This window comes from Oleiharenicola lentus (genome assembly GCF_051660365.1).
Lineage (GTDB): Bacteria > Verrucomicrobiota > Verrucomicrobiia > Opitutales > Opitutaceae > Lacunisphaera > Lacunisphaera lenta_A.
Genome location: NZ_JBOZXB010000001.1, coordinates 655,657 through 682,572, shown reverse-complemented (window position 1 = coordinate 682,572; position 26,916 = coordinate 655,657). Strand labels below are relative to the sequence as shown.

18 protein-coding genes are annotated in these 26,916 nt (G+C 59.3%); 13 read left to right on the top strand and 5 right to left on the bottom strand.

Annotation, left to right across the window (positions count from 1 at the left end; all coding sequences use genetic code 11):
• Position 1: 1 nt before the first annotated feature.
• Positions 2-1,576 carry a glycoside hydrolase family 43 protein gene (locus tag ACRRQW_RS02550; protein ID WP_438482336.1) on the top strand — a complete coding sequence of 525 codons (1,575 nt, stop codon included), beginning with the start codon at positions 2-4 and terminating at the stop codon, positions 1,574-1,576.
• Between the two features lie 373 nt (positions 1,577-1,949).
• On the opposite strand, the gene paoC is transcribed toward ACRRQW_RS02550, so the two are convergent.
• Genes paoC through paoA form a run of 3 tightly spaced genes read right to left on the bottom strand, consistent with a single transcriptional unit; the run spans position 1,950 to position 5,739 of the window.
• Complete coding sequence (gene paoC / locus ACRRQW_RS02545; protein ID WP_438479685.1) at positions 1,950-4,145, bottom strand: aldehyde oxidoreductase molybdenum-binding subunit PaoC; 2,196 nt, start codon at positions 4,143-4,145, stop codon at positions 1,950-1,952.
• Positions 4,142-5,101 carry an FAD binding domain-containing protein gene (locus tag ACRRQW_RS02540; protein ID WP_438479684.1) on the bottom strand — a complete coding sequence of 320 codons (960 nt, stop codon included), beginning with the start codon at positions 5,099-5,101 and terminating at the stop codon, positions 4,142-4,144. Before ACRRQW_RS02540 ends, paoC begins: the two co-directional genes overlap by 4 nt.
• Positions 5,098-5,739: an aldehyde dehydrogenase iron-sulfur subunit PaoA gene (gene paoA, locus ACRRQW_RS02535; RefSeq protein ID WP_438479683.1), complete on the bottom strand. Its 642-nt coding sequence runs from the start codon at positions 5,737-5,739 to the stop codon at positions 5,098-5,100. Before paoA ends, ACRRQW_RS02540 begins: the two co-directional genes overlap by 4 nt.
• A gap of 307 nt (positions 5,740-6,046) precedes the next feature.
• Between paoA and ACRRQW_RS02530 the strand changes: the two genes are divergently transcribed.
• From ACRRQW_RS02530 to ACRRQW_RS02495, 8 genes are all read left to right on the top strand, one after another.
• Positions 6,047-7,036 carry an AraC family transcriptional regulator ligand-binding domain-containing protein gene (locus tag ACRRQW_RS02530; protein ID WP_438479682.1) on the top strand — a complete coding sequence of 330 codons (990 nt, stop codon included), beginning with the start codon at positions 6,047-6,049 and terminating at the stop codon, positions 7,034-7,036.
• Positions 7,037-7,265: 229 nt separating this feature from the next.
• A complete protein-coding gene (locus tag ACRRQW_RS02525) occupies positions 7,266-8,045 on the top strand; it encodes a (R)-mandelonitrile lyase (RefSeq protein ID WP_438479681.1) in 780 nt (259 codons plus the stop codon).
• 22 nt (positions 8,046-8,067) lie between these two features.
• Positions 8,068-9,234: an aldo/keto reductase gene (locus ACRRQW_RS02520; RefSeq protein ID WP_438479680.1), complete on the top strand. Its 1,167-nt coding sequence runs from the start codon at positions 8,068-8,070 to the stop codon at positions 9,232-9,234.
• Between the two features lie 38 nt (positions 9,235-9,272).
• Positions 9,273-9,764, top strand: coding sequence for a nuclear transport factor 2 family protein (locus tag ACRRQW_RS02515; RefSeq protein ID WP_438479679.1), 492 nt, complete (start codon positions 9,273-9,275; stop codon positions 9,762-9,764).
• Entirely contained in the window at positions 9,680-10,408 is a 729-nt protein-coding gene (locus ACRRQW_RS02510) for a flavodoxin (RefSeq protein ID WP_438479678.1), read from the top strand. The genes ACRRQW_RS02515 and ACRRQW_RS02510 overlap by 85 nt, the downstream gene beginning before the upstream one ends.
• Before the next feature lie 296 nt (positions 10,409-10,704).
• Positions 10,705-11,931 (top strand): MFS transporter, encoded by a 1,227-nt coding sequence (locus ACRRQW_RS02505; protein ID WP_438479677.1) that lies wholly within the window; start codon positions 10,705-10,707, stop codon positions 11,929-11,931.
• A 93-nt stretch (positions 11,932-12,024) separates the two neighbouring features.
• The gene (locus tag ACRRQW_RS02500) at positions 12,025-13,941 is read left to right on the top strand and encodes an ATP-binding protein (protein ID WP_438479676.1); all 1,917 of its coding nucleotides are present in this window, start codon (positions 12,025-12,027) and stop codon (positions 13,939-13,941) included.
• A 167-nt stretch (positions 13,942-14,108) separates the two neighbouring features.
• Positions 14,109-14,777: a response regulator gene (locus ACRRQW_RS02495; protein WP_438479675.1), complete on the top strand. Its 669-nt coding sequence runs from the start codon at positions 14,109-14,111 to the stop codon at positions 14,775-14,777.
• Between the two features lie 28 nt (positions 14,778-14,805).
• Here ACRRQW_RS02495 and ACRRQW_RS02490 read toward each other — a convergent pair whose 3' ends face one another.
• Positions 14,806-15,477, bottom strand: coding sequence for a DUF6498-containing protein (locus tag ACRRQW_RS02490; RefSeq protein WP_438479674.1), 672 nt, complete (start codon positions 15,475-15,477; stop codon positions 14,806-14,808).
• A gap of 18 nt (positions 15,478-15,495) precedes the next feature.
• Entirely contained in the window at positions 15,496-15,879 is a 384-nt protein-coding gene (locus ACRRQW_RS02485) for a VOC family protein (RefSeq protein ID WP_438479673.1), read from the bottom strand.
• Between the two features lie 148 nt (positions 15,880-16,027).
• Between ACRRQW_RS02485 and ACRRQW_RS02480 the strand changes: the two genes are divergently transcribed.
• From ACRRQW_RS02480 to ACRRQW_RS02465, 4 genes are all read left to right on the top strand, one after another.
• Positions 16,028-16,552: a hypothetical protein gene (locus tag ACRRQW_RS02480; protein ID WP_438479672.1), complete on the top strand. Its 525-nt coding sequence runs from the start codon at positions 16,028-16,030 to the stop codon at positions 16,550-16,552.
• Positions 16,553-16,599: 47 nt separating this feature from the next.
• A complete protein-coding gene (locus ACRRQW_RS02475) occupies positions 16,600-19,206 on the top strand; it encodes a beta strand repeat-containing protein (RefSeq protein WP_438479671.1) in 2,607 nt (868 codons plus the stop codon).
• Between the two features lie 71 nt (positions 19,207-19,277).
• A complete protein-coding gene (locus ACRRQW_RS02470; RefSeq protein WP_438479670.1) occupies positions 19,278-23,975 on the top strand; it encodes a hypothetical protein in 4,698 nt (1,565 codons plus the stop codon).
• Positions 23,972-26,836 (top strand): hypothetical protein, encoded by a 2,865-nt coding sequence (locus tag ACRRQW_RS02465; protein ID WP_438479669.1) that lies wholly within the window; start codon positions 23,972-23,974, stop codon positions 26,834-26,836. Before ACRRQW_RS02470 ends, ACRRQW_RS02465 begins: the two co-directional genes overlap by 4 nt.
• Positions 26,837-26,916: the final 80 nt, after the last annotated feature.

The window sequence follows — 26,916 nt, the reverse complement described above, 5'->3', positions numbered from 1 at the left end:
TATCCATCAGATCGAAAATCCTGTCATTCGCGGATTCAATCCTGACCCGTCAATTGTCCGCGTGGGCGATGACTACTACATCGCGAACAGCACGTTCGAGTGGTGGCCTGGAGTGGCACTGCATCATTCACGCGACCTCGTCCACTGGCGCTTAATTGGACACGCGCTAACCCGCGAATCGCAGCTTCGACTCCGGGGCATAGCGGATTCCGGGGGGGTGTGGGCGCCTTCGCTCAGCCACCACGACGGGCAGTTTTGGTTGATCTACACTAATGTCCGCACATGCGGAATGGGGCGACCATTTAAGGACGTCGGCATCTACCTCACCACCGCGCCGAGTATTTTGGGTCCGTGGTCAGAGCCCGTTGTGCTCAATACGATCGGCTTCGACCCATCGCTGTTCCACGACGAGGATGGGAAGAAATGGCTCGTGAACATGATCTGGGACTTTCGGAAGGGCCGAAACAAGTTCGGCGGGATTGTGGTGCAGGAATACGATCACGAACGACGCCAACTCGTCGGGCCGATCACTAACGTGCTTCAGAAGAAAGTCCTTACCGAAGGCCCGAACCTCTACCGTCGCGATGGATGGTATTACCTCATGCTTGCCGAAGGAGGCACCGGCTGGAATCACGGCATTTCGATGGCCCGCTCTCGGAGAATCACGGGACCTTACGAACTGGATCCGCAGGCTTCTGTCCTGACTTCGCGCGACAACGCCAGCCTAACGTTGCAAAAGGCTGGTCACGGAGAGCTCGTGCAGACGCCCGGTGGCGAATGGTATCTCGTGCATCTCGCGAGCCGTCCTTTGGGAACAGGCGAAAATCGTCGTTGCATTCTTGGCCGTGAAACCTGCCTGCAACGAGTTGAATGGAAGGAAGGATGGCTTCGTCTGGCGCAGGGCGGGACGGCCCCACTCGTCAACGTGGCAGCACCACTTGAGCTCGCTCCATCGCCGTGGCCGGCCGCACCCGTTCGCGACGATTTCGACGGGCCACCATTAGACGTCGGCTGGTCCAGCTTGCGCGGCCCCGCAGACGAAACGTGGGCGAGTCTCAGCGCGCGACCCGGCTGGCTCCGGCTCCGCGGCCGGGAAAGTCTGCACTCTCTTTATTTCCAAACCCTCGTCGCGCGACGCATCACGAGCGTGGTTTGCACTGCGGAGACAAAGATGAATTTCGCTCCCAAGCATTTCATGCACATGGCCGGTTTGGTTTGTTACTACGACACCAAGACGCAGTATTACCTGCGTGCGACGGTTGACGACGCGGGCCGCAAGGTGCTCGGCGTCGTGCTGAGCGACGATGGGCGATACGACGAACTCGAAGAGACTCAACAGGACGTCAGTGACTGGCCTGACATTTATCTCCGTGCCGAATTTGATCGCAGCAACCTGCAGTTTTCGGCTTCAAGCAATGGTCACGAATGGCAGAAGCTTGGACCAGTTCTCGACGCGACAAAGCTTTCCGACGACTACGGAACCGGACTGCATTTCACCGGCACGCTCGTGGGAATCTGCGTTCAGGATCTCGCCGAACATAAAGCGACCGCTGACTTCGACTACTTCGTCTTGTAGTCATTAAAGAGGACATTGGATCTGTGGTTCATCGAGAATTCCACGCGAGGAATTCCTTGACCGTGCAGAGACTTCCGAAGGAAAGGATGAAGCGACAATCGGTGATTATCTCGCTTTCATCGATCTCAACTCTTCGTCCTCCTTCCGGATGCGCTCTGCTGCCTCCTTATCGATGTTCTCGGCCAGCAGTCGACGGAAACCCTCAGGATTTTTGGTGCAGTGGTAGTGGTGATGCCGCATTTTGAGTTCCTCCTCTGACTTGGCCTGATCACTTACCGAAGGTTTCACATAGAAGCCCGTGCCGCAAGGCGTGCAGGTTCGATCCCTGTCCCGAGCACCAGTTTATGCGAACCATGGTATGCACGCCTCGCAACTACCCCGCGTGAGGCAGGTGATCGATGAGCTTATCGACTGTGATCGGATATTCACGCACGCGGACGCCGGTCGCATTGTAGATCGCATTGGCGATAGCGGCGGAGACGCCGCAGATGCCGAGTTCGCCGACGCCCCTGGCTTTCATCGGCGAAGAGGTTGCGTCGGTTTCGTCGAGAAAAACGACCTCTTGATGAGGAATGTCGGCATGCACGGGCACTTCGTATCCGGCGAGGTCATGGTTGACGAAATAGCCCAGACGTTTGTCCACCGCGAGGTCTTCCATCAAGGCCGCGCCGGCGCCCATGACCATCGCGCCGATCACCTGGCTGCGGGCGGACTTCGGGTTGAGAATGCGGCCGGCGGCGCACACCGCCAGCATGCGACGAATGCGCGTCTCGCCCGTCGCCGAGTGCACGGCGACTTCAACGAAGTGGGCGCCGAAACTGGTTTGCTGAAATTGCTTCGAAAGATCGCCGAACTCGATCGTGTCCTCTGCAACGAGTTCCTTGTCCTTCGCCGCGTCAGCGAGCGGCGCGTTGCGACCGCCCTGCCGAACTTGGCCATCAGCAAATTCCACTTCGCCGGGACCAAAGCCCAATTTCTGCGCCACGACTTCACGCAATTTCACACAAGCGGCGTAGACGCCCGAGGTCGAACTGTTCGCACCCCACTGGCCACCCGAGCCGGCAGACGCGGGGAAATCCGAATCGCCCAAACGCACCACCACCTTGCTGAGCGGCACGCCCATCATTTCGGCCGCGGTCTGCGCAATGATCGTGTAGCTGCCGGTGCCGATGTCGGTCATGTCGGTCTCGACGGTGACGACACCCTGTTGGTCGAGGCGGACGCGAGCGCCCGATTTCGCGACCGGGCTGTCGCGGAATGCGCCCGCGACCCCCAGACCGAGTAGCCAGTGGCCTTCCTTTTTTCCAGCCGGCTTCACACTGCGCTCATTCCAACCAAAACGCTCCGCTCCGGTGCGTAGGCATTCGACGAATTGGCGCTGCGAAAAAGGCTGCTGTGGATTTTCCGGGTCGACCTGCGTGTCGTTAATGATCCGGAGTTCGACCGGGTCGATGCCCAACTTTTCCGCGAGTTCATCCATCGCTATCTCCATCGCCATCGACCCCGGCGCGTCGCCTGGCGCGCGCATCGCGTTGCCTTCCGGCAAATCGAGCGTAGCGAGGCGGGTCATCCCGAGACGATTCGGACCGGCGTAACAGGTGCGGGTCGACTTGACGGCGCTCTCAGGTTTGCCTCCGGCCAGATCGCCCGACCAGCTTTCGTGACCGATGGCCGTGATCTTGCCGTCCGGCGTCGCGCCGATGCGCAAACGCTGGATCGTCGCGGGACGGTGCGTTGTATTGTTGATGATGAACGGACGCGGCAGCGCCACTTTCACGGGCCGCTTCGCCGCGCGAGCGCCGAGCGCCGCCATCAGCGCGTCGGAGCGCAGGAAGAGCTTTCCGCCGAACCCGCCGCCGATGTAAGGCGAGACGAGGCGGATGTTCTCGCGGGGGATTTTGAGGGTCGCCGCCATTTCGCCCACGCTCCACGCGATCATCTGGTTCGACGTCCATAGCGTGAGCTTGTCGCCGTTCCACGCCGCAATGGAAGCGTGCGGCTCCATCATCGCGTGCGAATGGTCGGGAGTCGTGTAAGTCTCGTCGATCTTCACTGGCGCAGCCGCATAGGCACCGTCGAAGTCGCCGATTTTCGTGTCGGGCGAACTTTTTGGCACCACGGCTGATCCGAGTGCTGCTTTCAAATCGAAACTTCCGGGCGACTTTTCATACGTCACGCGCACTAACTGCGCGGCGGCGCGTGCTTGCTCGAACGTTTCCGCCACAATGATCGCGACGGCCTGATGATAATGTTGAATCTCCGGACCACCGAGCAGGTGGGCGGTGTTGTATTGGCCTTTGCCCAATTCGCCCGCGCCACGCGCGGTGACGATGCTGATCACGCCGGGTGCGTTGCGCGCGTTCATCAACTCGATCGAGGTGATCCGTCCCTTGGCGATCGACGAACCCACGATGTAGCCGCACGCGGGATTTTCTGCGACGTCATGCCAGTCGTAGGCGTAATTCGCAGTGCCAGTGACCTTCAGCGGGCCCTCGATGCGATCGGTTGACTGGCCGACGACTTTTTGACGGTCGATGGGATTCTTGGTGGCAGGAGTATCGAATTTCATGATTGGACTCCTTTGGCCTGCGCCAGGACGGCGCCGAGTGTGCGCTCCACTAATGTGACTTTGAATTTATTGTCTTCGGTGGGCTTTGCGCCTGCGAGCAACCGCGCCACGACTGCCTTGGCTCCTTGCGGCAACGCTGATTCAGCCGACTCCATGCGCCACGGTTTATGCGCGACGCCGCCGAGTGCTACGCGCCCGGTGCCGTCTGGTTGCACGATTGCGCCGACCGAAATCAGAGCGAAGGCATAGGAAGCGCGGTCGCGCACCTTGTGATAAATATGCGTGCCACCGACCGGCTTCGGGAGAACAACCGCGGTGATGAACTCGCCTGCGGCCAGCGCGGTCTCCAGATGCGGCGTGGTGCCGGGAGCGCGGTAAAATTCAGCGATGGGAATCTGCCGCGTGGCGCCGTCAGGCCGAACCGTTTCGATCACCGCATCCAGCGCGCGCAACGCCACCGCCATGTCGCTCGGGTGAGTGGCGATGCAGGCCTCGCTGGAGCCGACAACCGCGAGTTGCCGGCTGAATCCGCCAAGCGCGGCGCAACCGCTTCCCGGCTTCCGTTTGTTGCACGCCTGGTTCGTGTCGTAGAAATACGGACAGCGCGTGCGCTGAAGAAGGTTTCCAGCCGTGGTCGCCTTGTTGCGCAACTGTCCCGACGCGCCGGCGAGTAGTGCCCGCGAGAGTAGCGCGTAGTCGCGGCGCACGTGTTCGTTCGCAGAGAGGTCGGCGTTGCGCACGAGCGCGCCGATTCGCAAACCGCCTTCCGGCGTCGCTTCGATCTTGTCGAGCCCTAGTCCGTTGACGTCCACCAAGTGCTGAGGCGTCTCGATCTCGAGCTTCATCAAGTCCAGCAGGTTAGTGCCGCCCGCGATGAATTTGACGCCGTCTTTTCTCGCGGCAATCGCCGCGGCTTGAGCGGGCGTCTTCGCACGTTCGTAGGTAAAAGATTTCATGCCTTTCCTCCCGCGACCTCGGTGATCGCTTCAACGATGTTCGAGTAGGCGCCGCAGCGACAAAGATTGCCGCTCATGCGTTCGCGGAATTCGGCCGCGGTGGGCTGAGGCGTCGCGAGAAGGTCCGCGGAGACGTGACTCGGCACGCCGGCCTTGATCTCCTGGAGCATTGCGACCGCCGAACAGATCTGTCCCGGCGTGCAGTAGCCGCATTGGAACCCGTCGCACTTCACGAACGCTGACTGCATCGGGTGAAGTTTCTCCGGAGTGCCCAATCCTTCGATTGTCGTGATCTGGTCGCCCTCGTGCATTACCGCGAGCGTAAGACACGAGTTGATGCGACGTCCGTTCACCATGACGGTGCAGGCGCCACACTGGCCGTGGTCGCAGCCCTTCTTGGTGCCGGTGAGTTTGACGTTTTCGCGCAAGGCATCGAGCAGCGTCGTGCGAGGATCGAGTTCCAGGTTGCGCGTCTGGCCATTTACCTCGAACGCCACTTTGGAGAGAGGCGCTTCGTTGGCGACGACTTGGGCTGCCTGCGCTTTCGCGGAAGACGGAATCATCGCGATCGCCGCGGTGGTAGTGCTGGCGATGAGGAACTCGCGTCGGGTGAGTCCGTGACTGTCTGGGTTTCGCATGGTGGGTGATTCCGGTTTTTTTTAGGATGTGCGCCGCCCAGATGGACTGCGGAAGACGAAACTTGTGCCGCAACAACTCTTCATCGCGGATGTGATCGCGAGTTGACCGAAGTTCCCGCACGCGCGCAAGCCGCCCGCGCACGCCCGCGGCAAATTGGCGTGTTATGTGAGTTCTTTGGCGTAATATGCTATTACGCATTCGCCGAATTGGAATTATACTCACCTCGCACCCGGCTGATCGCCGCACCACATCATGAAGGCAAAAAAAATCTCTCACTTCAAAGTAAGCGACAACGTCCAGGACCGTATGAAGGTTCCCAGCACGTTCTGGCTCCGGGTGAAGGCGATGGGCCTGAAACCCGCTGTGCTCCTTCGCCACAGCGGCCTGCCGGCCACGGTTTACAACGGTCAAAGTGTGATCACCACGGCGGAACTGTTCGCGCTGTGGCGAAGCATCCTGGAGTTGGGGAAAGATTCCACGCTGGGATGGAAAGGGATCCGTGATGTCGGCAGCGATAAATATCATCCGTCGCTCATCGCAGCACTCAACGCTCCCAACTATCGGGACTGTCTCGAGCGGCTCGCCCGCTACAAGCAGCTGTGCGGCGCGCAGGAATTTCGATTCACGGAATTGGACGACGAATTCACGGTTGAGATTTCATGGCCGTTCGCTGCCAAGGAAGAGCCGCCGGCACTTTTGCTCGATGCGATGTTGGCACTCATCGTGGAACTCGGTCGGCGTGGCACCAAGACGGCGCTCGCACCGAAGCGGGTGGAACTCACGCGGCAGAAGGAGCTGCAAGACGGCTTGGGCCACTACTTCGGTTGCCCGATCAAATACCGCTCTCGTCGCAACGCGCTGGTTTTGCGCGCGAGTGATATCGAACTGCCTTTCGTCGCGCACAACGAGGAACTCCTGCAGATGCTCGCTCCTCAGTTCGAGGAACAGTGGGCGGTCGGGCGAAAGAAGCAGGGCGCGGCCGGCAAGGTGAAGTGGGTGCTGAAACGCCTGCTTTCCGGCAGCCCTCCCGACGTGGCGGCGGTTGCGAAGGAGTTGGGCATGAGTGAACGCACTTTGCAGCGCAGGATTACCGAGGAGGGCCGGACCTTCCGGGAACTGCTCAACGAAACCCGCAAAGAGCTGATCCGGGAATATCTCAGCGACGATTCCATCACCGTTAGCGAGGCAGCTTTCCTGATCGGCTTCGAAAACACGAACTCCTTCTACCGCGCATTTCGGTCGTGGGAAGGCAAGACGCCCGCCGAATGGCGGGCCGAAGCTCGAGGCAAAAAATAAAAATCAGCGAATAACCACATGATGAAATCAACCCTTAGTTCGGTCGCGCTCGGCGCGGCAGTCGCCTTTTCCGGAGCACCAGTCAACGCGGCGGACGACAAAAAAATCCGTTCACGCTCACCTATGTTGGCGCGATCACCGAGAATGCTCTGGGCGAAGTCGCCGACCGCATGAACGAACTCCTCCAAAATAAAGGACTCACACAATGAAACCGATCCGCAGCTTAATCATGTCGCTCGCGCTCGCCGGAAGCGCGGCTGCTGAAGATATTATAGTGGTCAGTCCGATTCGACCACCACAAGCGCCGGCGGCGACTCCCAATTTCACGGGCCGAGTTCAGGTTCAGCGCCTCTTCGGCGCCGTAGAGCCTTCACGCGTCACAGGCGGATTGGTGATATTCGAAGCGGGCGCTAGGACGCACTGGCACACGCACGCGCTGGGTCAGACCTTGATCGTCACCGCCGGAGTCGGACGGGTTCAGCAATGGGGTGGGCCCATTCAGGAAATCAAGCCAGGCGACACCGTTCGGATCCCGGCCAACGTCAAGCATTGGCACGGCGCCTCCCCGAATTCGTCGATGTCACACGTCGCAATCGGCGAGCAGTTGGACGGTAAATCCGTCGAATGGTTGGAGAAAGTGGACGATGCGCAGTTCAACGTGGCGCTGCCGAATCAATCTGCGCCGACCGCGAGCGCCGGTCCATCGCGAGCCCGGCAGCTGGTGGGCAGCGTCGCTCCGAAATTGGCGCAACTCACAGATGATGTGCTGTTCGGCGATGTCTGGGCCCGACCGCAGCTTTCAAAACGCGATCGGAGCATCGCGACTGTGAGCGCACTGATCACGATGAATCGGCCCGAACAGCTTCGCTCCCATCTCGCGCTCGCTAAACAGAACGGCGCGACGGAGGAGGAGCTGTCGGAAGTGATTACGCACCTCGCGTTCTACGCCGGCTGGCCCAGCGCGATGAGCGCGGCGGGCGTCGCAAAGGAAGTCTTTCAGCAACCATGATCCATCGCTGCATCCCTCAAAAATGAGCTCCTCCAATTCCAATCCTGCAGGCACATCCCGGCGCCAATTTCTGATCGGCGCGACCGCGGCAGCGGCCGGCTCGTTGCTTTCCTCGAGTCTCCCCGCAGCCACCAGCGTGACCAACTCCTCCCAAACGACCGGCAAATTCGGCGCGACCTTGAGCCGTCGCAAGCTCGGTTCACTGGAGGTTTCCAGCGTGGGCTTGGGTGTGCAGAACATGAGCCGGACGTATCACACCACGATTCCGACGCGCTCCGAAATGCATCACATCATTCGGTCTGCGTTCGACCGCGGCGTCACGTTCTTCGATGCAGCCGAAGCATATGGTCCGCACGAGGTGGAGCGAATTTTGGGCGAGGCCGTCGCCCCGGTCCGCGATAAGGTCGTCATCGCATCGAAGTTCGGTTGGAACATCGATCTTGAAACAGGCGCGCGCGGGCCCGGCCTGACCAGCAAACCCGAGCGCATCAAGCTCGCCGTCGAGGGAATGCTGAAGCGTCTTCGCACGGATCGGCTCGACCTCGTGTATCAGCACCGTGTCGATCCGAAGGTCCCGATCGAAGATGTGGCGGGAGCGGTCCAGGAATTGATGAAGGAAGGCAAGGTGCTGCATTGGGGCCTGTGCGAAATGGGCCTCAAGACGCTGCGCCGCGCCCACGCGGCCTTGCCCGTCGCAGCGGTTCAAAGCGAGTATTCGATGCTGTGGCGCGGGCCGGAGCAGGAAGTGCTGTCGGTGTGCGAGGAACTCGGGATCGGCTTCGTTCCGTGGAGTCTGCTCGGCGTGGCTTTCCTGACAGGTTCGATCGACAGGAACACCCGATTCGCGCCAGGGGATATCCGCGGGAACGAGACGCGATTCGCCCCTGAAAACCTCCCGAACAATCTCGCGGTCGTGCAGCTTCTGAAGGAATGGGCCACACGGAAAAACGCGACGCGGGCACAGATCGCGCTGGCTTGGCTGATGGGGCAAAAACCGTGGATCGTGCCCATTCCCGGAACCACCCAGATGCCGCACATGCTTGAGAACATCGGTGCCGACGAAGTCCGGCTGACCTCTGCGGAGAACACAGAGCTCACGGCGCAGCTGTCGGCCATCGAAGTCAAAGGACTTCGCCTTCCACCCGCGGTGCTGCAGTTCTCCGATGTTGAAGCGCCTGAAAAAGCATAAGTCTGCCATTAAATCTCATTCTCAAAAAACCAATATTCATGAAAGCACTCCTCCTATCGCTGACATTGGCGCTGGTCAGCTCGCTGCCGCTCCAAGCTCAATCGTCCACCGTTCCGCCCTCAAACGACGAACAAGCTGTGCTCGATCTCTCCAAGTCGAAGTGGGCATGGATGGCCGACAAAGACCTCGCGAAGCTGGACGAGTTGTTCGCCGAAAAAGCGATGTTCGTCCACATGAGCGGGAAGTGGGACAAAGCCCGCGAGCTGGAGGTGATCAAAAGCGGACGGATCTGGTATAAGCAGGCCGAGGCCTACAGTGCGGTCGTGAATCTTTTTGGCGACACCGCTATTCTGCTGACGGAGATCGACCTGATCGCGGTGGTCGGCGGCAACGAGGTCGTCAACGCGTTCATGGTCACGGAGGTCTACATCAAGGAGAACTCGAAATGGAAAATGGGCTCTCTTTCATTCTCCACGCAACGCCGGCCTGTGAAGTTAAAGATCGAAGAAAAGGTCGAGTCGTCGAAGTGAAGGTCGCTGGAAAGTCGAAGTCACCACTCTCGAGCTTCGTGGCGATGAGAAGATTCGTGCTCTGTCTGAGTTTTCTGTTGCTCGGCTCGATGGTTGCGCCCGCAGCGATCACGACGCCCGAGTCGGAGAACGTGCTCATTGTTTATCTGTCGCGAACCAATAACACGAAGGTTCTCGCCGAGATCATCCACAGTCAAGTTGGCGGCGAATTAATCGCTTTGGAATTGAAAGAACCTTACCCGGAAAACTACGAACAGATCGTGAAGCAGGTCGCCCGCGAAAATGAGACCGGCTTTCTGCCGACGCTGAAGACCGAGATCGAAGACATCGCGAAATACGATGTAATCTTCATCGGGTTTCCGACGTGGGGAATGCAGCTTCCACCGCCCATCAAGAGTTTTTTGAAGCAACACGATTTTAGAGGAAAAGTTGTAGTGCCTTTCAATTCCAATGGTGGGTATGGGGCGGGAAGTTCATTTCAGACGGTGAGGGAAATGTGCCCGATGAGTAAGGTGCTGGAGGGATACTCGGTGAAGGGCGGGAATGAGAAAGATGGCGTTATGTTAGGCCTCCGAGACGCGAGGGCTGAACAGGCACGCGATGAGGTCAAGCGTTGGCTGGGGCGGTCTTTAATCACGAACTAAAGCTCGGGGTGTCTGCATCGGATTTCCGTTCGAACTCCCAAAGGAAAATGTAAAAGCGCGCTTCGGCTCTCTTGTTTGAGAACGCTTCTGTCTCCTCTAGGTCTTTTCGTTGAAAGAGCCAGAGAGCCCAAAACTCCTGCAGGTTAAAAATCGAGGCAGAGTGCAGAACTACACTCGAATTGGCTGCGCGAGCGCAGGCAGTAGTGCAGATAATTCGGTGGCGTTGTGATGGTTGATTCGACGCCGGAACGGGCCGTTCCCTTGACGGTGAGGCGTGGTTGGTGCGAAGTAGGGACGTGAGTGCGTCTTCAATTTCTGTCGGGAACGAAAAATCGCCGGTCGAGCGCACGGCGTTGAACGTGCTGTTGGCGCTGAGTTTTGCGCACATGCTCAATGACATCGTGCAGGCGTTGCTGCCGTCGATTTATCCGATGTTGAAGGAGACGTATCACCTGAGTTTTACGCAGATCGGATTGATCACGCTGGCGTATCAAATCACGGGTTCGTTGCTGCAACCGCTCGTGGGTTACTACACGGATCGACGGCCGAAACCATATTCGCTGGCGGTGGGCATGGGCATCACGGCGACCGGGCTCGTGCTGCTGGCGCACGCGAATTCGTTCCATTGGCTGGTGATCTCGGCGATGACGGTGGGCGTGGGGTCCTCGATTTTTCATCCGGAGGCGTCGCGCGTGGCGCGGATGGCGTCGGGTGGACGGCATGGGTTTGCGCAGTCGTTGTTTCAAGTGGGCGGGAATTTTGGCACGTCGCTCGGGCCGCTGCTTGCGGCGTGGATTATCATTCCGCGCGGGCAGGCGCACATCCTGTGGTTCACGGTGCTGGCGTTTATTGGGATGGCGGTGTTGGGAAAAGTGGGCGGCTGGTATTCGCGCCACATGAGTCGTTTGAAATCAAAAGCGGGGGCGCGGGGGGATTATGTGCCGGTTAAACTTTCACGCGGGAAGGTCGCGTGGGCGCTCTTCATTCTCGTGGCGCTGATTTTCTCGAAATATTTCTATCTGATCAGCCTGACCAATTATTATACGTTCTACCTCATCGATAAATTTCAGCTCTCGGTGCAACGCGCGCAGATTTCGCTGTTCGTATTTTTGTTCGCGGTGGCGGCGGGCACGATCATCGGTGGACCGGTGGGCGATCGAATCGGGCGCAAGCGCGTGATCTGGATTTCTATTCTCGGGGTAGCGCCTTTTTCACTGGTGCTGCCGCATATGGGGCTCGCGGGAACGTTGGTGCTGACGGTGTTTATCGGCGTGATTCTCGCCTCGGCGTTTTCGGCGATCCTTGTATATGCGCAGGAACTCGTGCCGGGTAACGTGGGTTTGATTGCCGGAATGTTTTTCGGATTGGCGTTTGGCGCGGCGGGGATCGGCTCGGCGTTGCTCGGCCGGCTCGCCGATCATACAAGCATTCGTGCGGTGTTTGATGTGGCGGCGTTTTTTCCGTTAATCGGTTTACTCACGGCATTTTTGCCGGAAGTCGAAGTGCGGCGCGCGCGCGGCTGACGCTCGGTAGTTTACTGTCCGCATTCGCAACTGTGTGGCGTGAACGGTTCGTGGCTTGATATATAGGGTAAATACTCGCATGTGACTTATCACATGCCACCCGGCGAAGATAAATTCCTGACCGGTGCCGGATCTTTCTTACAAATCCAAGAGGTCATCGAAGGAGCGCCGGATGCAATCAGTCTTTCGGATGCGAGCGGCCTGATTACTTACCAGAACCGCACACATCGCGATTGGTTCGGAGATTTGATGTTGAAGCCGGCATTCAAGACGGCCGAGGGCGATTCGATCTTCGTGAATAAAGTGGTCGAGCAATCGATAGACCTAGCGATTAGCGAGGAGCATTCGTGGAATATTGAGTCGGAAATGCGGTTAAGCGGCGGAAAGATTATCCCGTGCCTGCTGCGTATGGACCTTATCCGGAACACCGCCGGGGAAACCACCGGACGATTTGTGGTGCTGATCGATGTTACCGAGCGCCGGCAAACCCAGTTGGCTCAGGAAGAGCAGCGGCAGCGTTTGGAAGTGATGTTACAGTCGATTGGTGACGGGGTGGTGATGGTCGATGCGCACGGACGCGTGCAGCTGATGAATGCACTGGCGGAGCGTTACACCGGTTGCGGACGCGGGCGCGGTCTGGGCAAGCCCGTCGAGGAGGTGGTGACGTTCTTGGATAAAATCTCGGGCGAGCGGCGCAGCAGCAGTGCGTTGGGAGTGTTGCGGGATAAACGGGTTTCGCGTTCGGCTGATTCGTTTTTAGTCACGACCGCGGAAAGCGGGGATCGCATGATTTCGGAGCAGGTCACTTCCATCCGTTCGGAAACGGGGGAGATCTCTGGTGCGTTGATCGTATTACGCGACATCACCGAGGAACAGCGCCTGGCGGACGAAAAAGCACGGGTGGGCAAACTCGAGTCGATGGGCTTGCTCACCGGCACGATTGCGCACGATTTCAACAACCTATTGGCCACGGTGCAGGCGCATGTCGCGTTGGGGCGGTTGAGCCCGGCTGTGCCGGAGGAAGTAAAAGAGCGTTTCGATAAAATCGACCAGGTGGTGAATCGTGCGAGCGCGGTCATCCGCCGGCTGACTCTTTACCTGAGCGGAGGCGAAGGTCAGAAGCGGATGATCGACCTGTCTGCGTTGCTGCGCGAGGCGATGGATTTTGCGGTGCAGAATACGTCGGTTCGGATGGTGGTGGATATTGAAGAGCCGTTGTGGCTGGTCGACGGCTACGATACCCAGCTGCTGCAGGTGTTTAATAATCTCGCGGTGAATGCGGTGCAGGCGATGCCGGGCGGCGGCACGCTGACCCTGCGCGCGCGCAACGAATTGCACGCGGAATCCGCGGGTAAACCAGGAGAACACCGGTGGGTGCGGGTGACCGTGCAGGACACCGGGCGCGGGATTGCGCCGGAAAACTTAGGGAATATTTTCAAACCGTTTTTCACCACCAAGGCGAAAGGCTCGGGCCTCGGGCTCGCGGCGTGCCATACGGTGGTGACGCATCATGGCGGCCAGTTGCACGTGGACTCGTCGGTCGGCAAAGGGACCGTGTTTCAAGTGGTGTTGCCTGCAACCTTGGCGAGGCCGACTGATTCGAGGACGCCGTTTGCAAGGATCACGGTGAATCGCCGGGTGCTGTATCTCGACGGTGATCCGGTGGGACGTGGGGCCGTCACGCTGTTGCTGGCGGCGCTCAATTACGAGTGCGTCGAGGTGAACACGGAGCAGGAGGTCGTTGAAAAATTCAAATCAGCGCGCGATTGTGGGCGAGCGTTCCGGGCTTTGCTGGTGGATTCGATGATGCTGACGCCCGGAGAAGGCGGTCGCGTGCTGCGAAAATTGCAGGAGATCGATCCCGCGTTTCCCGTGGTCGCGCTGGGCGTGCCGGCGGCATCTGCAGGGGTGGAGTCGGCTGAGGAGGGTTTTGCGAAGGTGCTCACGAAGCCATTTAATCTCCACGAACTCGACGTGACGTTGCGCGATTTGGAGTTGGGCGCGGGATAAAACGGGCGCTGTAGTGCAGGTAATTGTCAGTGTTATGCTTAAAGAGGGAAGGGATGTGTAAAATCTTTGTTTGAAGTTTTAAGGGAGTGTTTTTTCAAAAGAAATTTATGGACGTAAAGTGCGAGTTCAGCTGAATCGCGCCCGACTGGCCAAAACCAATACTATTAATGAGTAACCCCTTGGTGATTACGGTCTATATAGCGGAGGATCATGTCTCCGTGCGCGAAATGCTCGTGGCTCACCTGAAGCTGCGGGCGAACTACGATGTGGTCGGCCAAGCCGCCAACGGCGTTCAAGTGCTCGCGGAGTGCAAGCAGTTGCGACCGCGCGTGCTGATCCTCGATATCTCTTTGCCGGGCATGAACGGACTCGAGGTCGCCCGGCTGATGCGGCAGGAAGCGCCGGAGGTGCAGGTTTTGATTTTTTCGTCGCGCTACGATGTCGCGACCGTGCGACAGGTAATCGAACTCGGTGCGCGCGGGATGGTCGCCAAGGTGGCGATGTTTACCACGCTCATCGAAGCGATTGATTCGGTGGCGGCGGGCCGGCCGTTTTTCAGTTCCGAAGTGATGCAGGTTTTTCAGAGTTCATTCTCGATTAAAGCGGAGCGTCCCCCGCTCGATTTAACTGAACGTGAATCCGAAATTATGCGGCTGGTCGCCGAGGGGCGCAGCAACAAGGAAGTGTCGCAACTCCTCGGTATCAGCGTGCGCACGGCGGAGAATCATCGCCACAATATCATGCAGAAATTGCATGCGCACAATGCCGCTGACCTCACGCGGCAGGCGTATCGCATGGGTTTATTACGAACAGATAATCTCGCGCCGGGAAGTTGATCCGCACGCGCAAGGCTGCGAACCTGCGCTATGCTCCGGTGGGGGCGCTCGTCTCGCGTTTGAGCAACCTCCACGGGAAAAAATACACCGCATACACGACGGCGTAGACAAGGAAGTGGTCGATTTTTCCAAAGCTCGCGAACGCGAAGAAAAAAATCAGCAAGTGCAACCGCACGACGTTTTTATACGGCGCCATCAGGTCAGGGGCATTGCCGGAACGCGAGGAGCGCGACGTATCAGTTGCCTTTTCTTCGGCAGCGGTGTGTTGAGCGAGGAAACGGGTTTTCTTGAACGCACCGCGTTCGGCAATCGCGGCGATGACGACAAACATCCAGTAGTTGCGGAACACCTCCAAATATAAACCGGCGTTGAGTAAACCGGGCGAAGCCGATGGGCTGATCGGAAAAAATGTGTTCAGGAAAACCGAGTGCACAAAATGAAACCCACCGAAGTGCACCGTGAAAAACGCCAGCATGAACACGCCGCCGGCGAGCGTGATTAAATTACCGCCAGAACCGTTGAAAATATTCCACGCGATCATCGCGTAGCCGACCACGAGACTTGAAAGCCAGAGGCTCCACACGAGGTCTTTCGTTTCCCACTCGCCGAACCACGCGAGCGCGAGTCCGCCGAGGAACGCCAGCGCATCCGGCCAAGCCTCGGCCCAAGCGGTGCGTCGCGCGGCGGTTTGCTCGCTCATCGATTAGTCGACGTTCGGTTAAGCCTTTTCGATCAACTCGATTTCGTAACCTTCCGGCGCGTCGATAAACGCGATGACGGAACCGCTGCCGGTTTTTGTCGGGCCGTCGCTCAACGCGAAGCCTTTCTTTTTCAGCTCATCGGAAAATTTTTCCAGGTCATCGACTGCGAATGCGAGATGCATGAGGTCAGGCTGCACTTGCACGGAGGGCGAACCAGGCGGCATCTGGCAAATTTCGATTTCTTCTTCGCTGTTCGGCGTGGCGAGAAATACCAACTGCGCGCCGCGCGGTGACGTGTGGCGGCGCGAAACTTTCAAGCCGAGCGCTTGCTCGTAAAATTTCACGGTCGTTTCGATATCGTTCACCCGCATGCGGGTGTGGAGAAGTTTTTTCACAGTCATGGTGTGGCGAAATTACGTCGCGCCTCCGAAAAGTAAACTGCGCGTTGAGCTTACAAACATGCGGAGCGCACCATGACGTGAACTACTCACGCGTTTTGAGTAATTGGAGTTATGTCAAAACGCTCCTGCTTTCAGCGATAATAAGCGCGTGAAAAACCATTCTACTTCAATCGGTAATAACTTCGTTCATAACTTTTTTCGCATCTCGGTCGCGACGATCGGACTACTGCTGGCAGGACAAATCTTCGGGCAGTCAAAAAACAGCAGCCCGCTCGATATCAAGCTGAAGGCGCAAACCGTCGAAGTGGCCGCAGACGGCAAAGAGTTGCTCAAAGACAACGCCTCGACTGCACCCGGTGGCGTCGTGCTCTACACCGCCACGTATCACAGCAACAGTCTCAAGCCGCTCGGCAACGTGCAGCCGATTTTGCCGATTCCCGAGGGCATGGAATACATCCCCGACACGGCGTCGCCGGCCCCGGCTTCGGCGAGCATCGACGGAAAAACGTTTGAACCCGTTCCGTTGACGCGCACCCGCAAACTGCCTTCCGGCGACGAAGTGGCTTACCGAGTGCCGATCTCGAGTTACCGCGCGCTGCGTTGGGACGCCGGCACGCTTTCGCCTGGCGCGAGCTTCGTCGTGACCGCACGCGCGCGCATCGCGAACCGCTGATCCATTTTAGGTCTCTAGGATTCGCAGAAATTAAACCCATAAATAATATGCATGCTTCAGGTCAGTTTAACCAATGCGCCCGCGGCAATCGCCCGTGGCATAGCTATGTTGCTTTTCTTCTCGCGTGGGCCCTCTTGATGAGCCCGCTCCAGGCCGTTCCTCCCGCCGCGGGCAGCACCATCGGTAACCAGGCCACGGCCACTTACACCGATTCGTCGAATACCGTGCGAACGGCTACGTCCAACGTGGTGCTTACCGTCGTGCAACAAGTCGCGAGCCTCACGCTCAACAGCAACCAGACGAGAGTGGAATCTCCCGGCGGACAAGTGGTGTTCGCACACAGCGTGACCAACACCGGTAACGGATCAGACACTTTCGGACTCACGATCGTGCAGCCGACTTCGGATGATTTTAATTTGAACAACGCCGCCATCTACGCGGACGCCAATCGCGACGGCTTGCCGGATAATTCCACGGTGATCAGTTCCACGGGCCTGCTCACGCTGGGCCAGACATTTTATTTTGTAGTCGTCGGCACCGTGCCCGGCACGCAAACGAGCGGGCAGGACGCGGATGTTACCGTCACGGCGACGAGCACCTTCACGCCGACCGTTACCGGGACGAACACCGACACAGTCACCGTGAGCAACAATGCCGTGATTCGCGTCACGCAATCGATGAGTGCCACCACGGGCGCGTCGCCGTCCGGGCCTTACACCGTCACGCTGACCTACACCAACACGGGCAATGTCACGGCGACCAACTTGACGCTGCGCGATTTGCTGCCGGCGGAATTTGGTTACGTCGTGGGTTCGGCGCGTTGGAGCGGCTCCGGCACCACGGCATTGACCGACGCCGCCGCCGGCGATCCGGCGGGCATCAGTTACGATTACAACATCACTACTCCAGGCGAAACCCGCGCGGTCATTGCTTCGATTGCGTCGGGCCAGTCAGGCACGCTCACCTTCCAAGTGACGGTCGACTCCGGCGTGGCGCCACAGGATTTGCCGAATACTGCGAATTACACTTACAACGACGGCGTGTCGGTCGTCGGTCCATTCAACAGCAACACGGTGCTCTTCACAGTGACCGCGACATCGACGGTGACGATTTCTCCCGGCACCACGATTGCGAGCGCGCCGCAAGGCGGCACGGTGAGCTTCCCGAGCACGGTGACCAACACTGGCACCGGCTCCGAGACGTTTGAACTCACGCTGACCGGCAGCACCTTCCCCGCCGGCACGACATTTACCATCGTGCGTTCCGATGGCACGACTGCGGTGCTCGATTCCAACGGCAACGGTATTCCGGACACCGGCCCGCTGCTGGCGAACGGCGCGATCACTTTTAATGTGCTCGCAACCCTGCCGCCGGGCGCGACCGGCGGGCCCTTTACGGTTAACGTGGTTGCCACTGCAGCGACCGATCCGGGCGTCTCCGCTACGGCGACGAATACGCTCACCGCGATTGCGTCGAGCAGCGTCGACCTCACCGCCAACGCCGCCGGCACACTCGGCACGGGCGCGGGCCCCGAAGCGTCACCACTCGTGACACTCAACGGCAATCCCGGCGACACGGTGCGCTTCACGCTCAACGTGAAAAACAATAGCACCAACGCCGACACCTTCGATCTCGCCGCGGGTGCGACGTCGACTTTGTCGAGCGCACTGCCGTCCGGCTGGAGCGTAGTGTTTAGAGATTCCAGCGAAGCCGTCATTACGCGCACGAACTTGCTCGCTGCCGCCGGCTCACAAGTGATTTTCGCGGACGTCACGATTCCCGGCAACGCGGGCGCCGCGACGCAACCGGTGTATTTCCGCGCGAAGTCGCCGACGACGAATGCGGAGGATACGGTTTACGACGCGGTCGCGACGAGTTCGGTGCGCAGCCTGTCGCTTACGCCGAATAATTCCGGCCAGGCGTTCCCGGGCGGCAGCACGGTTTACAGCCACACGCTCACCAACACCGGCAACGTGCTGGAAGGCGACAACGCGGCGAGCACCGTGAGCCTCGCGCTCGCGAATAATCTCACGAACTGGAGCGCCGTCGTTTACTACGACGCCAACGGCAACGGCGCACTCGAAGCGAGTGAGACCGCGATCACCGACTTGAGCTTCGTGAGCAACGGCGCCGCGGGTCTCGCCCCGGGCGAGAGCATTAAGTTGCTCGTCAAAGTAATCACTCCGCCGGAGTCGCCTTCGGGCGCGGTCAACACGACCACGCTCACGGCCACGACAGCGAACGGCACTTACACTTCGACGGTGCCGGCGGTCGTGTCGGTCACGGATAACACCACCGCAGTGTTCGGCGACATTCGCATCCTCAAAGAGCAAGCGCTCGATGCCAACGGTGATGGCACGCCCGACACGGCGTATTCCACCGCCAATATCTCCATCGGGGCGATTCCGGGCGCGTGCATCCGCTACCGCGTGACGATTACGAATGTCGGCTCGCAATCTGCGCTCGACGTCATCCTGAACGACGTCACGCCCACGTTCACCGTCTATCACGCGACGGTGCCGGCGGCGACTTCCGCTGGCGCGATCACGACATCCCCGACCGGTGGTGCGGCGGGTAGTTTCCGCGCGGAACTCGGCAATATCGCCGCCGGCGCGAGTGTGGTCTTCACGTTCGGCGTGCAAATCGTCCAGTAAACAACTTCACGCTGGAGCCGCGCTTCACCGCGGCTCCAGCTTTATTTTCAGCTGGTTCGGCCTCCGGACAAATGCGGCGTTTCCTCCTGCACATCCTTGGCGTGCTCTTCGTTTTCACCGCGGCTGCGTCTGCCGTGAAGGCGCAGGAGATCGTGTCTGACGCGGAGTTTGGATATATTCCATTCCCCGGCGCAGCGCGCGTGTTCGTGCGCTCGAATATGGTGCGGTTGAAGGAAAATGAGAAAGCCGTGTTCGAACTCCAAACCGACAACAGCGCCACCGTGCCGCCGGGCACGCTGCTTTATTTTCCGCACACGTTGACGAATATCAGTGACCGCTCACTGAGCTTCAAACTCGAGGTCGTGAATCAAATTAACGACCAGCTCGATCTCACGGAGACGGCCGTCATCATCGATAAAAATAAAAATCGCGCCAAAGATCTGGACGAGCTGCCGCTCTTGCCCGACGAAACCGTTACGCTGGCGCCCACCGAAAGCCTAGGCCTGCTGGTCGCTGGACGCTTTCCGATCGCCGCCAAGAAAGACCAGAAAAGCGTGATTACGCTCTCTGCGCGTGAGACCGGTTTGGGCAGCACCGCGGTTCGTTTCAACAACGTCACCGGGCTGATTGTGGAAGGCTCGGCGCTCTTCGTTGAGAAAATTGCTTCACGCCCGGAAGTGGAAGTGGGGGAGACCATCGATTATGTAGTGCGCGTGCGCAACGTAACCGACTACGCGCTCACGGACGCGCAGTTGGTCGACGATTTGCCGGTGGGCTTTACCTACGAACGCGGCAGCCTGCGCTTCGAGCGCACGCCGGCGCCCGATCCCTCCGCGCTCACCACGAAGCGCATTGTCGTGCCTTTACCGACACTCGGTGTCGGCGCGACCGTGATCCTGCGTTACCGTGCGCGCGTGGGAATTTCCGCGCTCCAAGGCGACGGCATTAATCGTGCCATCGCGAATGCCGCGGGTTTTACGAGTAATGTCGCCACCGCCAAAGTGAATATCCGGCCCGGCGTCTTCACCACAAAAGGCGTCATCATCGGACGCGTGTTTGTCGACAACGACGCCGACGGCCAACTCGGCGAAAACGATCTGCTCGTGCCGGGAGTGCGGATTTATCTCGAGGATGGGACTTACGCCATCACTGACATCGATGGCAAATACAGCTTCTACGGGCTGAATCCTTACACGCATGTGCTCAAGGTCGACCGCACGAGCCTGCCGCGTGATGCCAAGCTCACGATCATTTCGAATCACCAAGCCGGCGACACTTCCACGCGTTTCGTTCCGCTGAAAAATTCCGAGCTCCACCAAGCCAACTTCGCGCTCGCGCCAATTTCGCGCGCGGCGGAAAACGAAATCAAACTTCGCCAAACCCGTCTCGCCGGCACCTCGGTGGAAATCGCGCGTGAGTTGCAAGGCCGGCTCACGCCCGACGGCACGCCGTTGCCGATTGCCGATCCCAAGTCGCTGGCATCGTCCGGCATCGTGGTGCCGCAGTCTGACAACGTGCCCGGCCTCGAAACCGGCGTGTCCGCGCCGACGGGTAATTTGCTCACGCCGTCTATTCCTGTCGCCACCACGGCTACGATTCCTGAAAGCGTTTCGCAGAACTCGAGTCCTGTTCCGAAGGCCGACGTCGAAGCGGTGCTCGATCAGCTCGATAACACTCTCGGCTTCGGCGGCGTCACTGATGGGCAACGCTTGTCCGTGGCGCAAACGGATGTGTTGGTGAAAGGCCCGGCTGGCGTTCGCTTCACGCTCGCCGTGAACGGAGCCGTGATCGGCGACGACCGGGTCGGCACCAAGGCCACGATCGCCGCGCGCAGTCTCGAAGCGTGGCATTATGTCGGCGTGAATCTTCGCGCGGGAGAAAATCGCCTGCGGGCGACGATGTTCGACCTATTCGGCAACGAACGTGGCAACGTGACCATCACCGTGATCGCGCCCGGTGATCTCGCGAAGATTTCTCTTTCGCCTTTGGCGGAAAAATCCATCGCCGACGGCGTCACGCCGGCGCAGATCACAGTGGAGTTGAGCGACGCGCTCGGCACGCCCATCGCTGCGCGCACGCCAGTCACGTTGGCGGCGTCGATTGGGCAGTGGGTGCTTGAAGATTTGAATCCGACGTTGCCTGGCGTGCAGACTTTCATCGAAGGCGGCAAACAAGTCGTCGAATTGCTTCCCCCGCTCGAACCGGGCAACGCCATCTTGAGCGCCGCGAGCGGCACGTTGACCGCGGATGGCCAGATCATCTTCACGCCCAATCTGCGGCCAATGCTCGCGGTCGGCGTGATCGAAGGCGCAATCCATTTCAACTCGGCGCGCAACGGAAACATTCTCGCCGCCGGCCCGCGCGATGCGTTCGAAGCGGAACTTCGCGCGATCTCTGCGGAGTCAAACAACGGGCGACTCGGTGCCGGCGCGCGGGCGGCGTTTTTTCTCAAGGGAAAAATCAAAGGCGATGCGTTGCTCACCGCCGCGTTCGATTCCGACAAGGACACCAAGGATCGGCTCTTCCGCGATATTCAGCCCGGAGAATATTATCCGGTTTACGGCGACTCGTCGGTGCGCGGTTACGACGCGCAATCCACGAGCAAGCTCTACGTGCGCATCGACAAAAATCGCAGCTACTTGCTGTTCGGTGATTTCACGACGCAGCCGCTCTACGCCGGCCTCGACGAGCCGCGCGTGCTGGGAAATTATCAACGTAGCCTCACCGGCCTCAAGGAGCACTACGAGACCGACAAGATTCGTGCCAACCTCTGGGCGAGCCAGGATTCCACGCGGCAAGTCATTACCGAGATTCCTGCCAACGGCACGTCCGGCCCATATGTGTTCGCCGCATCCGACGGCCTCGCCAACAGCGAGCGCATCGAAATCCTCACGCGCGACCGTAACCAACCTTCGCTCATTCTCGAAACGCGCCCCATGACGCGGTTTTTCGATTACGAATTCGAACCGTTCACCGGTCGCCTGTTGTTCCGCGCACCGATTCCGAGCGTCGATTCAAATCTCAATCCCAACACGATTCGCATCACCTACGAAGTGGACCAGGGCGGCGATAAATTCTTTGTCTATGGCGCCGACGCGCAAGTGAAGGTCACTGAAAAACTCGAGGTTGGCGCCGCCTACGCGCGTGATGAAAAACCGGAAAACCAAGCCGAGCTTGCGAGTGCCAACGCGAGTTACTTGTTCGCTCAACGCACGAAGGTGGCCGTTGAAATGGCCGCGAGTCGCACGGAACTCGATGGCGTGGGTTACGCGGGGCGGGTGGATTTCAAACACCAAGACACCCGCAACGATATCCACGTTTACCTCGGGAAAACCGAAGTCGAATTCCAGAATCCTTCCGCGAGCCTGCTGCCCGGTCGCGTCGAAGGCGGTTTCAAATCCGTGCACAAGATCACCGATAAGACGTCGATCCTTACGCAAGGCCTCGTGACCGAAGATGTCGCGACTGGCGGACAATTAATGGGTGCGCGGGTGGATGTGGAGCGCGCGTTTGGCACGACGCGCGTGGCGGTCGGTGTGCGACACAGCCGCGAATCGTCGGCTCCGGCGGCCCCGAATCTCCGCGCCTCGAGCATCGGCGATGTCGACAGTGTGCGTGCGCGCGTGACGTTCGAAGTGCCGAAACTCAGCGGCGCGACGGCTTACGTGGAATACGAGCAAGATGTGAACGACTCTGAAAAACAGCTCGCGGCGTTCGGTCTCGATTACTCGTTCAAACAACGCGGAAGGCTGTATGCGCGTCACGAATTTATCTCCTCGCTGGGCGGGCCGTTCGAACTCAACAGCACGGAAACGAATCGTTCGACCATCGTTGGCTTCGAAGCGCCTTTCATGAAAGGCGGACAAACCTTCAATGAATACCGCGCGTCGAATGAAATTCTCGGCCGCGAAGCCGAAGCGGCGCTCGGCGTGCGCAACCTTTGGGAAATCACGAAAGGCGTGCGCGCGAGCACTTCGTTCGAGCGCATCGTGCCCATCGTCGGCGCAGCCCGCAACGAATCCACCGCCGTCACCGGCGCGATCGAATATGCGCGCAATCCGCTGTGGCGTGCCAATGGTCGCCTGGAACTCCGCAACAGCGAGAGCTCCGACAGTGTATTGAACACACTCGGCTACGCTCGGCAGTTGAGCCGGGATTGGACGCTGCTCGCGAAAAGCATCGTCTTGTTAACTCAACTCAAAGGCGCGAACGGCGGTGACACGGTGCAAAGTCGTCTGCAAACCGGCTTTGCGTGGCGCCCGGCGAAAAGCGATCGCTGGTCGGCGCTCGGCAAATACGAATACAAATACGAGTCCGACGACCGCCCGATCGCCGCGCTCTCGAAACGCCACGCCCACATCGTGGCGGGCGACGTTCATTATCTATCGAACACCGCGTGGACGCTGAGCACACACTACGCGGGCAAATGGGTGAACGAAGACAGCGCGACGGGCGCGAGCCGCTATTACGCCCATCTGGCGAGCAGCCGTTTTGGTTACGCGCTCAACCGGCGCTGGGACGTGGGCTTGAACGCCGCGCTACTCACCGATGGCAATTTTGAACAACTCCAGTATGCGCTCGGGCCGGACATCGGTTTTACGTTCCGCAAGAATTTCACCGTCGGGCTGGGTTACAACTTGATCGGTTTCCGCGAGGAGGATCTCGCGGCCGATCATTCAACCGAGCACGGCGTTTACCTTCGCCTGCGGATCAAGTTCGACGAAACCTCGCTGCCGTCCTTCGGCGGTGAAAAGGAAACTTCCCCATGATGCGCCTTCGCCCGCTGCTTCGTTCGCTCGCCCTTGTCACGGTGTTGGTGGCCGCGTTGGCGAGCGCGACGCGCTCGTCCGCGGGCTGCGTGAATCTCGCGTGCGTTTCGGCGAGCGGTCGGCTGGCCAATATTTCCACGGAACGCAGCGTTCTGCTCAATGCGTTGCTCGGCGGCATGCTCGGCACGAACGCGTCACTTGATTTCATCCAGTGGCAGCATCTGGCCGACTCGCACGTCAACCTGCTCAGTCTCCTGCAAGTCATCCAAACTGATTTTACCCTCGGAACGCCAGTGCAGGCGCTGGATGCCACGCTGACCATGGCTCAGATTTTTGATATCACCGCGCGTGCCCTTCAAGCGGATGGCGACACCGCGGGAGCCAACGTTTTGTCATCGCTCGCGCTCCAAGTGCAATCACTCGCCGGCACTTACAAGTTATCTGATTTATTACAGGTCTGCGTGTCGTGCGATAACTACGCCGACGTAAATCTGAACCTGCTCGATTTCGTCAGCGGGAACGCGGCGCTCTTTAATTACAGGCACTTGTTGCACACGCAGACTCCGATCACGATTAGCGGGGCGGCGCTGGGGTTGGGCAGCGTGCTCGGAAACATCCAGCTCTTCCTGCAGATCCTTCAGCCTCCGCGTATCATTTGCGGTCCGGCGGGTGCCGTGCAGTTCTACGGCGCGGCGATCCGGCTCAAGTTAAATGTCGATCTCGTGGACGTGGATTTAACCTCGACGCTCGCCACGCAGTTGAACTTGGACAACATCAACCTGGGATTGCTCGGCGGAACTGCGCTCAGCGCGAAGCTTGCGAATCTCACGCTCTACGTCGCCATCGCCCGCGTGCAAGGCACGATCCAAGCCGTCGATGCGCTCGCCAACGCAGTTTCCGTGCGCGCGATTCCCGGGCTGGTGGATATTTATTTGGGGCAATTTCCCGATGACGATGCATTCTTCACGGGAACGTCGATCAACAGTGCTGCGTTGACGCACGCGAACATCGGTTCGTTGAACGTCACGGTCGGCGTAACGGTTCTCGGCGTTCCGGTTTCCGTGCCCGTGACTGCAGAGATCGGCGCGAAAGCCCACGGCGTGGGGGCCTCGCCTTTTTATACCGACATGCTTTTCACGGGCCCGTATCCGCAGACCCAGAGCACTTCCAGCGGCACCACATTCGTCACCAACCTGACGACCACGTTGCTCAGTAGTCTGGACTTAACGATCACGGTCACAGGTCCACTTGCACCGATCCCAGTTGTGCAGACGGCGATCAATCTTTTGTTGAACACGATCAAGCCCTCCCTCGTGGAGGTTTACAAAGTCGCCCTCGCGACGCCGCTTAACCTAATCCTGCTTTCAGTCGTGAATCCGGCGCTCGGTCTGCTCGGCATCCGTATTGGTATCGCCGACATTACGGTGCTCGGCATGCGGCGCCGCTGCCGCAATACGCTTTCGGGATTTGGCTACCGAGACGCGAATCGCAACGGCTTGCGCGACGACGGTGAAGCGGGCACCGGGCTTACGCTTTACGCGAAACTCGTGCTCGAAAGCGCGCCGACTAATCCTGCCTCGCAGGTCGTGGCCATCGATCCGGGCACGGGCGCCTACAGTTTCACCGATGTTGCAGCGGGCACGTATCGCATCGTGATCGATGACAACGCGACCGATACCGACGTCACGCCGGCCACGCCGCCCGCGGGTTGGATTGTCACGGAGCAAAGCACGCTGGTGCGCACCAACGTCGTCGCAAACACGGACACGCCTAATCTCAATTTCGGTTTCGCCGCTGGCACTGTCGTGACGGGCCGGGTGTTTCGCGATTCGGGCACCGGCGCCGGCACGGCCAACGACGGCGTGCCGAACGGCACGGAAGCGGGCTCGCCCGGCGTCACGGTGCAACTGCGTGATGGAACGAATGCAATTTTGGAAACTGTCACCACGGGCGAGAATGGAGGGTTTTCGATCTTCATTCCTTCGACGGTCACGAACGGAAGTGGGCTCAAGCTCGTGGAATTGAATCTGCCGTCGCAGATTTCGACCGGCGCTCAAGTCGGCACGACTGGCGGAAGCTACGACCGTGCGACCGACACGATTACGTTTAATTTCACGACTGGCACGAGCTACAGTGGCGTGAATTTCGGCGATGTGCCCATGGCCCAATTAACAACCGATGGCCAGCAAAGTGGCGCGGCCGGCACCACGGTGTATTATCCGCATGAGTTTATCGCGGGCAGCGCGGGCACCGTGACATTTTCAACCACGCACGAGGTCTCGCCCGCCACGGAAGGGTGGACGGAAATTGTTTTTCGCGACGACAACTCGAACGGCATCCTCGACTCGGGCGAGAGTCCGGTGAGTCCCGGCCTCGCCATCACCGAAAACCAGCAGATCGCGCTGATCGTGAAAGTCACGATTCCCTCAACCGCGCCACAAGGCGCGACCAATAAAACCGAGCTGAAAGCCGAGGTTACTTACACGAACGCCAACCCTGCGCTGACGCAGACGATTACGCGCAACGATGTCACCACGGTCGGCGAAAGCAGCAACTCCGGCCTGCGACTCGTGAAAACGGTGAACAAACCAACCGTGCTGCCGGGCGAGGTGCTCAATTACACCATCACATTCACCAACATCACTACAGAGCCGCTCGCCAATGTGCGCATCACCGACAACACGCCGACATTTACGAAAGCGGTCTCGGCGGGCGTCGGCACGATTCCGACGAGCCTCGGCACGCCGACCACGGTCTCGCCGACGGCAGGCGCGACCGGGGCGATTCGTTGGACCTTTACCGGCACACTCGATCCTGGGGCGACGGGCACCGTGGTGTTTTCGGTGATCGTGGATCAGTGAATAAAACCGCCGACATTTAACTGGTAGGGCGAATCGTCCCGACGAGCCGCGGCTCCGCAAGGATGGTTCGCCCTATCACA

Coding starts and splice junctions, on each gene's coding strand:
- paoC (WP_438479685.1), bottom strand. CDS start 4,145: ATGAAATTCGATACTCCTGCCACCAAGAATCCCATCGACCGTCAAAAA.
- ACRRQW_RS02540 (WP_438479684.1), bottom strand. CDS start 5,101: ATGAAATCTTTTACCTACGAACGTGCGAAGACGCCCGCTCAAGCCGCG.
- paoA (WP_438479683.1), bottom strand. CDS start 5,739: ATGCGAAACCCAGACAGTCACGGACTCACCCGACGCGAGTTCCTCATC.
- ACRRQW_RS02530 (WP_438479682.1), top strand. CDS start 6,047: ATGAAGGTTCCCAGCACGTTCTGGCTCCGGGTGAAGGCGATGGGCCTG.
- ACRRQW_RS02525 (WP_438479681.1), top strand. CDS start 7,266: ATGTCGCTCGCGCTCGCCGGAAGCGCGGCTGCTGAAGATATTATAGTG.
- ACRRQW_RS02520 (WP_438479680.1), top strand. CDS start 8,068: ATGAGCTCCTCCAATTCCAATCCTGCAGGCACATCCCGGCGCCAATTT.
- ACRRQW_RS02515 (WP_438479679.1), top strand. CDS start 9,273: ATGAAAGCACTCCTCCTATCGCTGACATTGGCGCTGGTCAGCTCGCTG.
- ACRRQW_RS02510 (WP_438479678.1), top strand. CDS start 9,680: ATGGAAAATGGGCTCTCTTTCATTCTCCACGCAACGCCGGCCTGTGAA.
- ACRRQW_RS02500 (WP_438479676.1), top strand. CDS start 12,025: ATGCCACCCGGCGAAGATAAATTCCTGACCGGTGCCGGATCTTTCTTA.
- ACRRQW_RS02495 (WP_438479675.1), top strand. CDS start 14,109: ATGAGTAACCCCTTGGTGATTACGGTCTATATAGCGGAGGATCATGTC.
- ACRRQW_RS02490 (WP_438479674.1), bottom strand. CDS start 15,477: ATGAGCGAGCAAACCGCCGCGCGACGCACCGCTTGGGCCGAGGCTTGG.
- ACRRQW_RS02485 (WP_438479673.1), bottom strand. CDS start 15,879: ATGACTGTGAAAAAACTTCTCCACACCCGCATGCGGGTGAACGATATC.
- ACRRQW_RS02475 (WP_438479671.1), top strand. CDS start 16,600: ATGCATGCTTCAGGTCAGTTTAACCAATGCGCCCGCGGCAATCGCCCG.
- ACRRQW_RS02470 (WP_438479670.1), top strand. CDS start 19,278: ATGCGGCGTTTCCTCCTGCACATCCTTGGCGTGCTCTTCGTTTTCACC.
- ACRRQW_RS02465 (WP_438479669.1), top strand. CDS start 23,972: ATGATGCGCCTTCGCCCGCTGCTTCGTTCGCTCGCCCTTGTCACGGTG.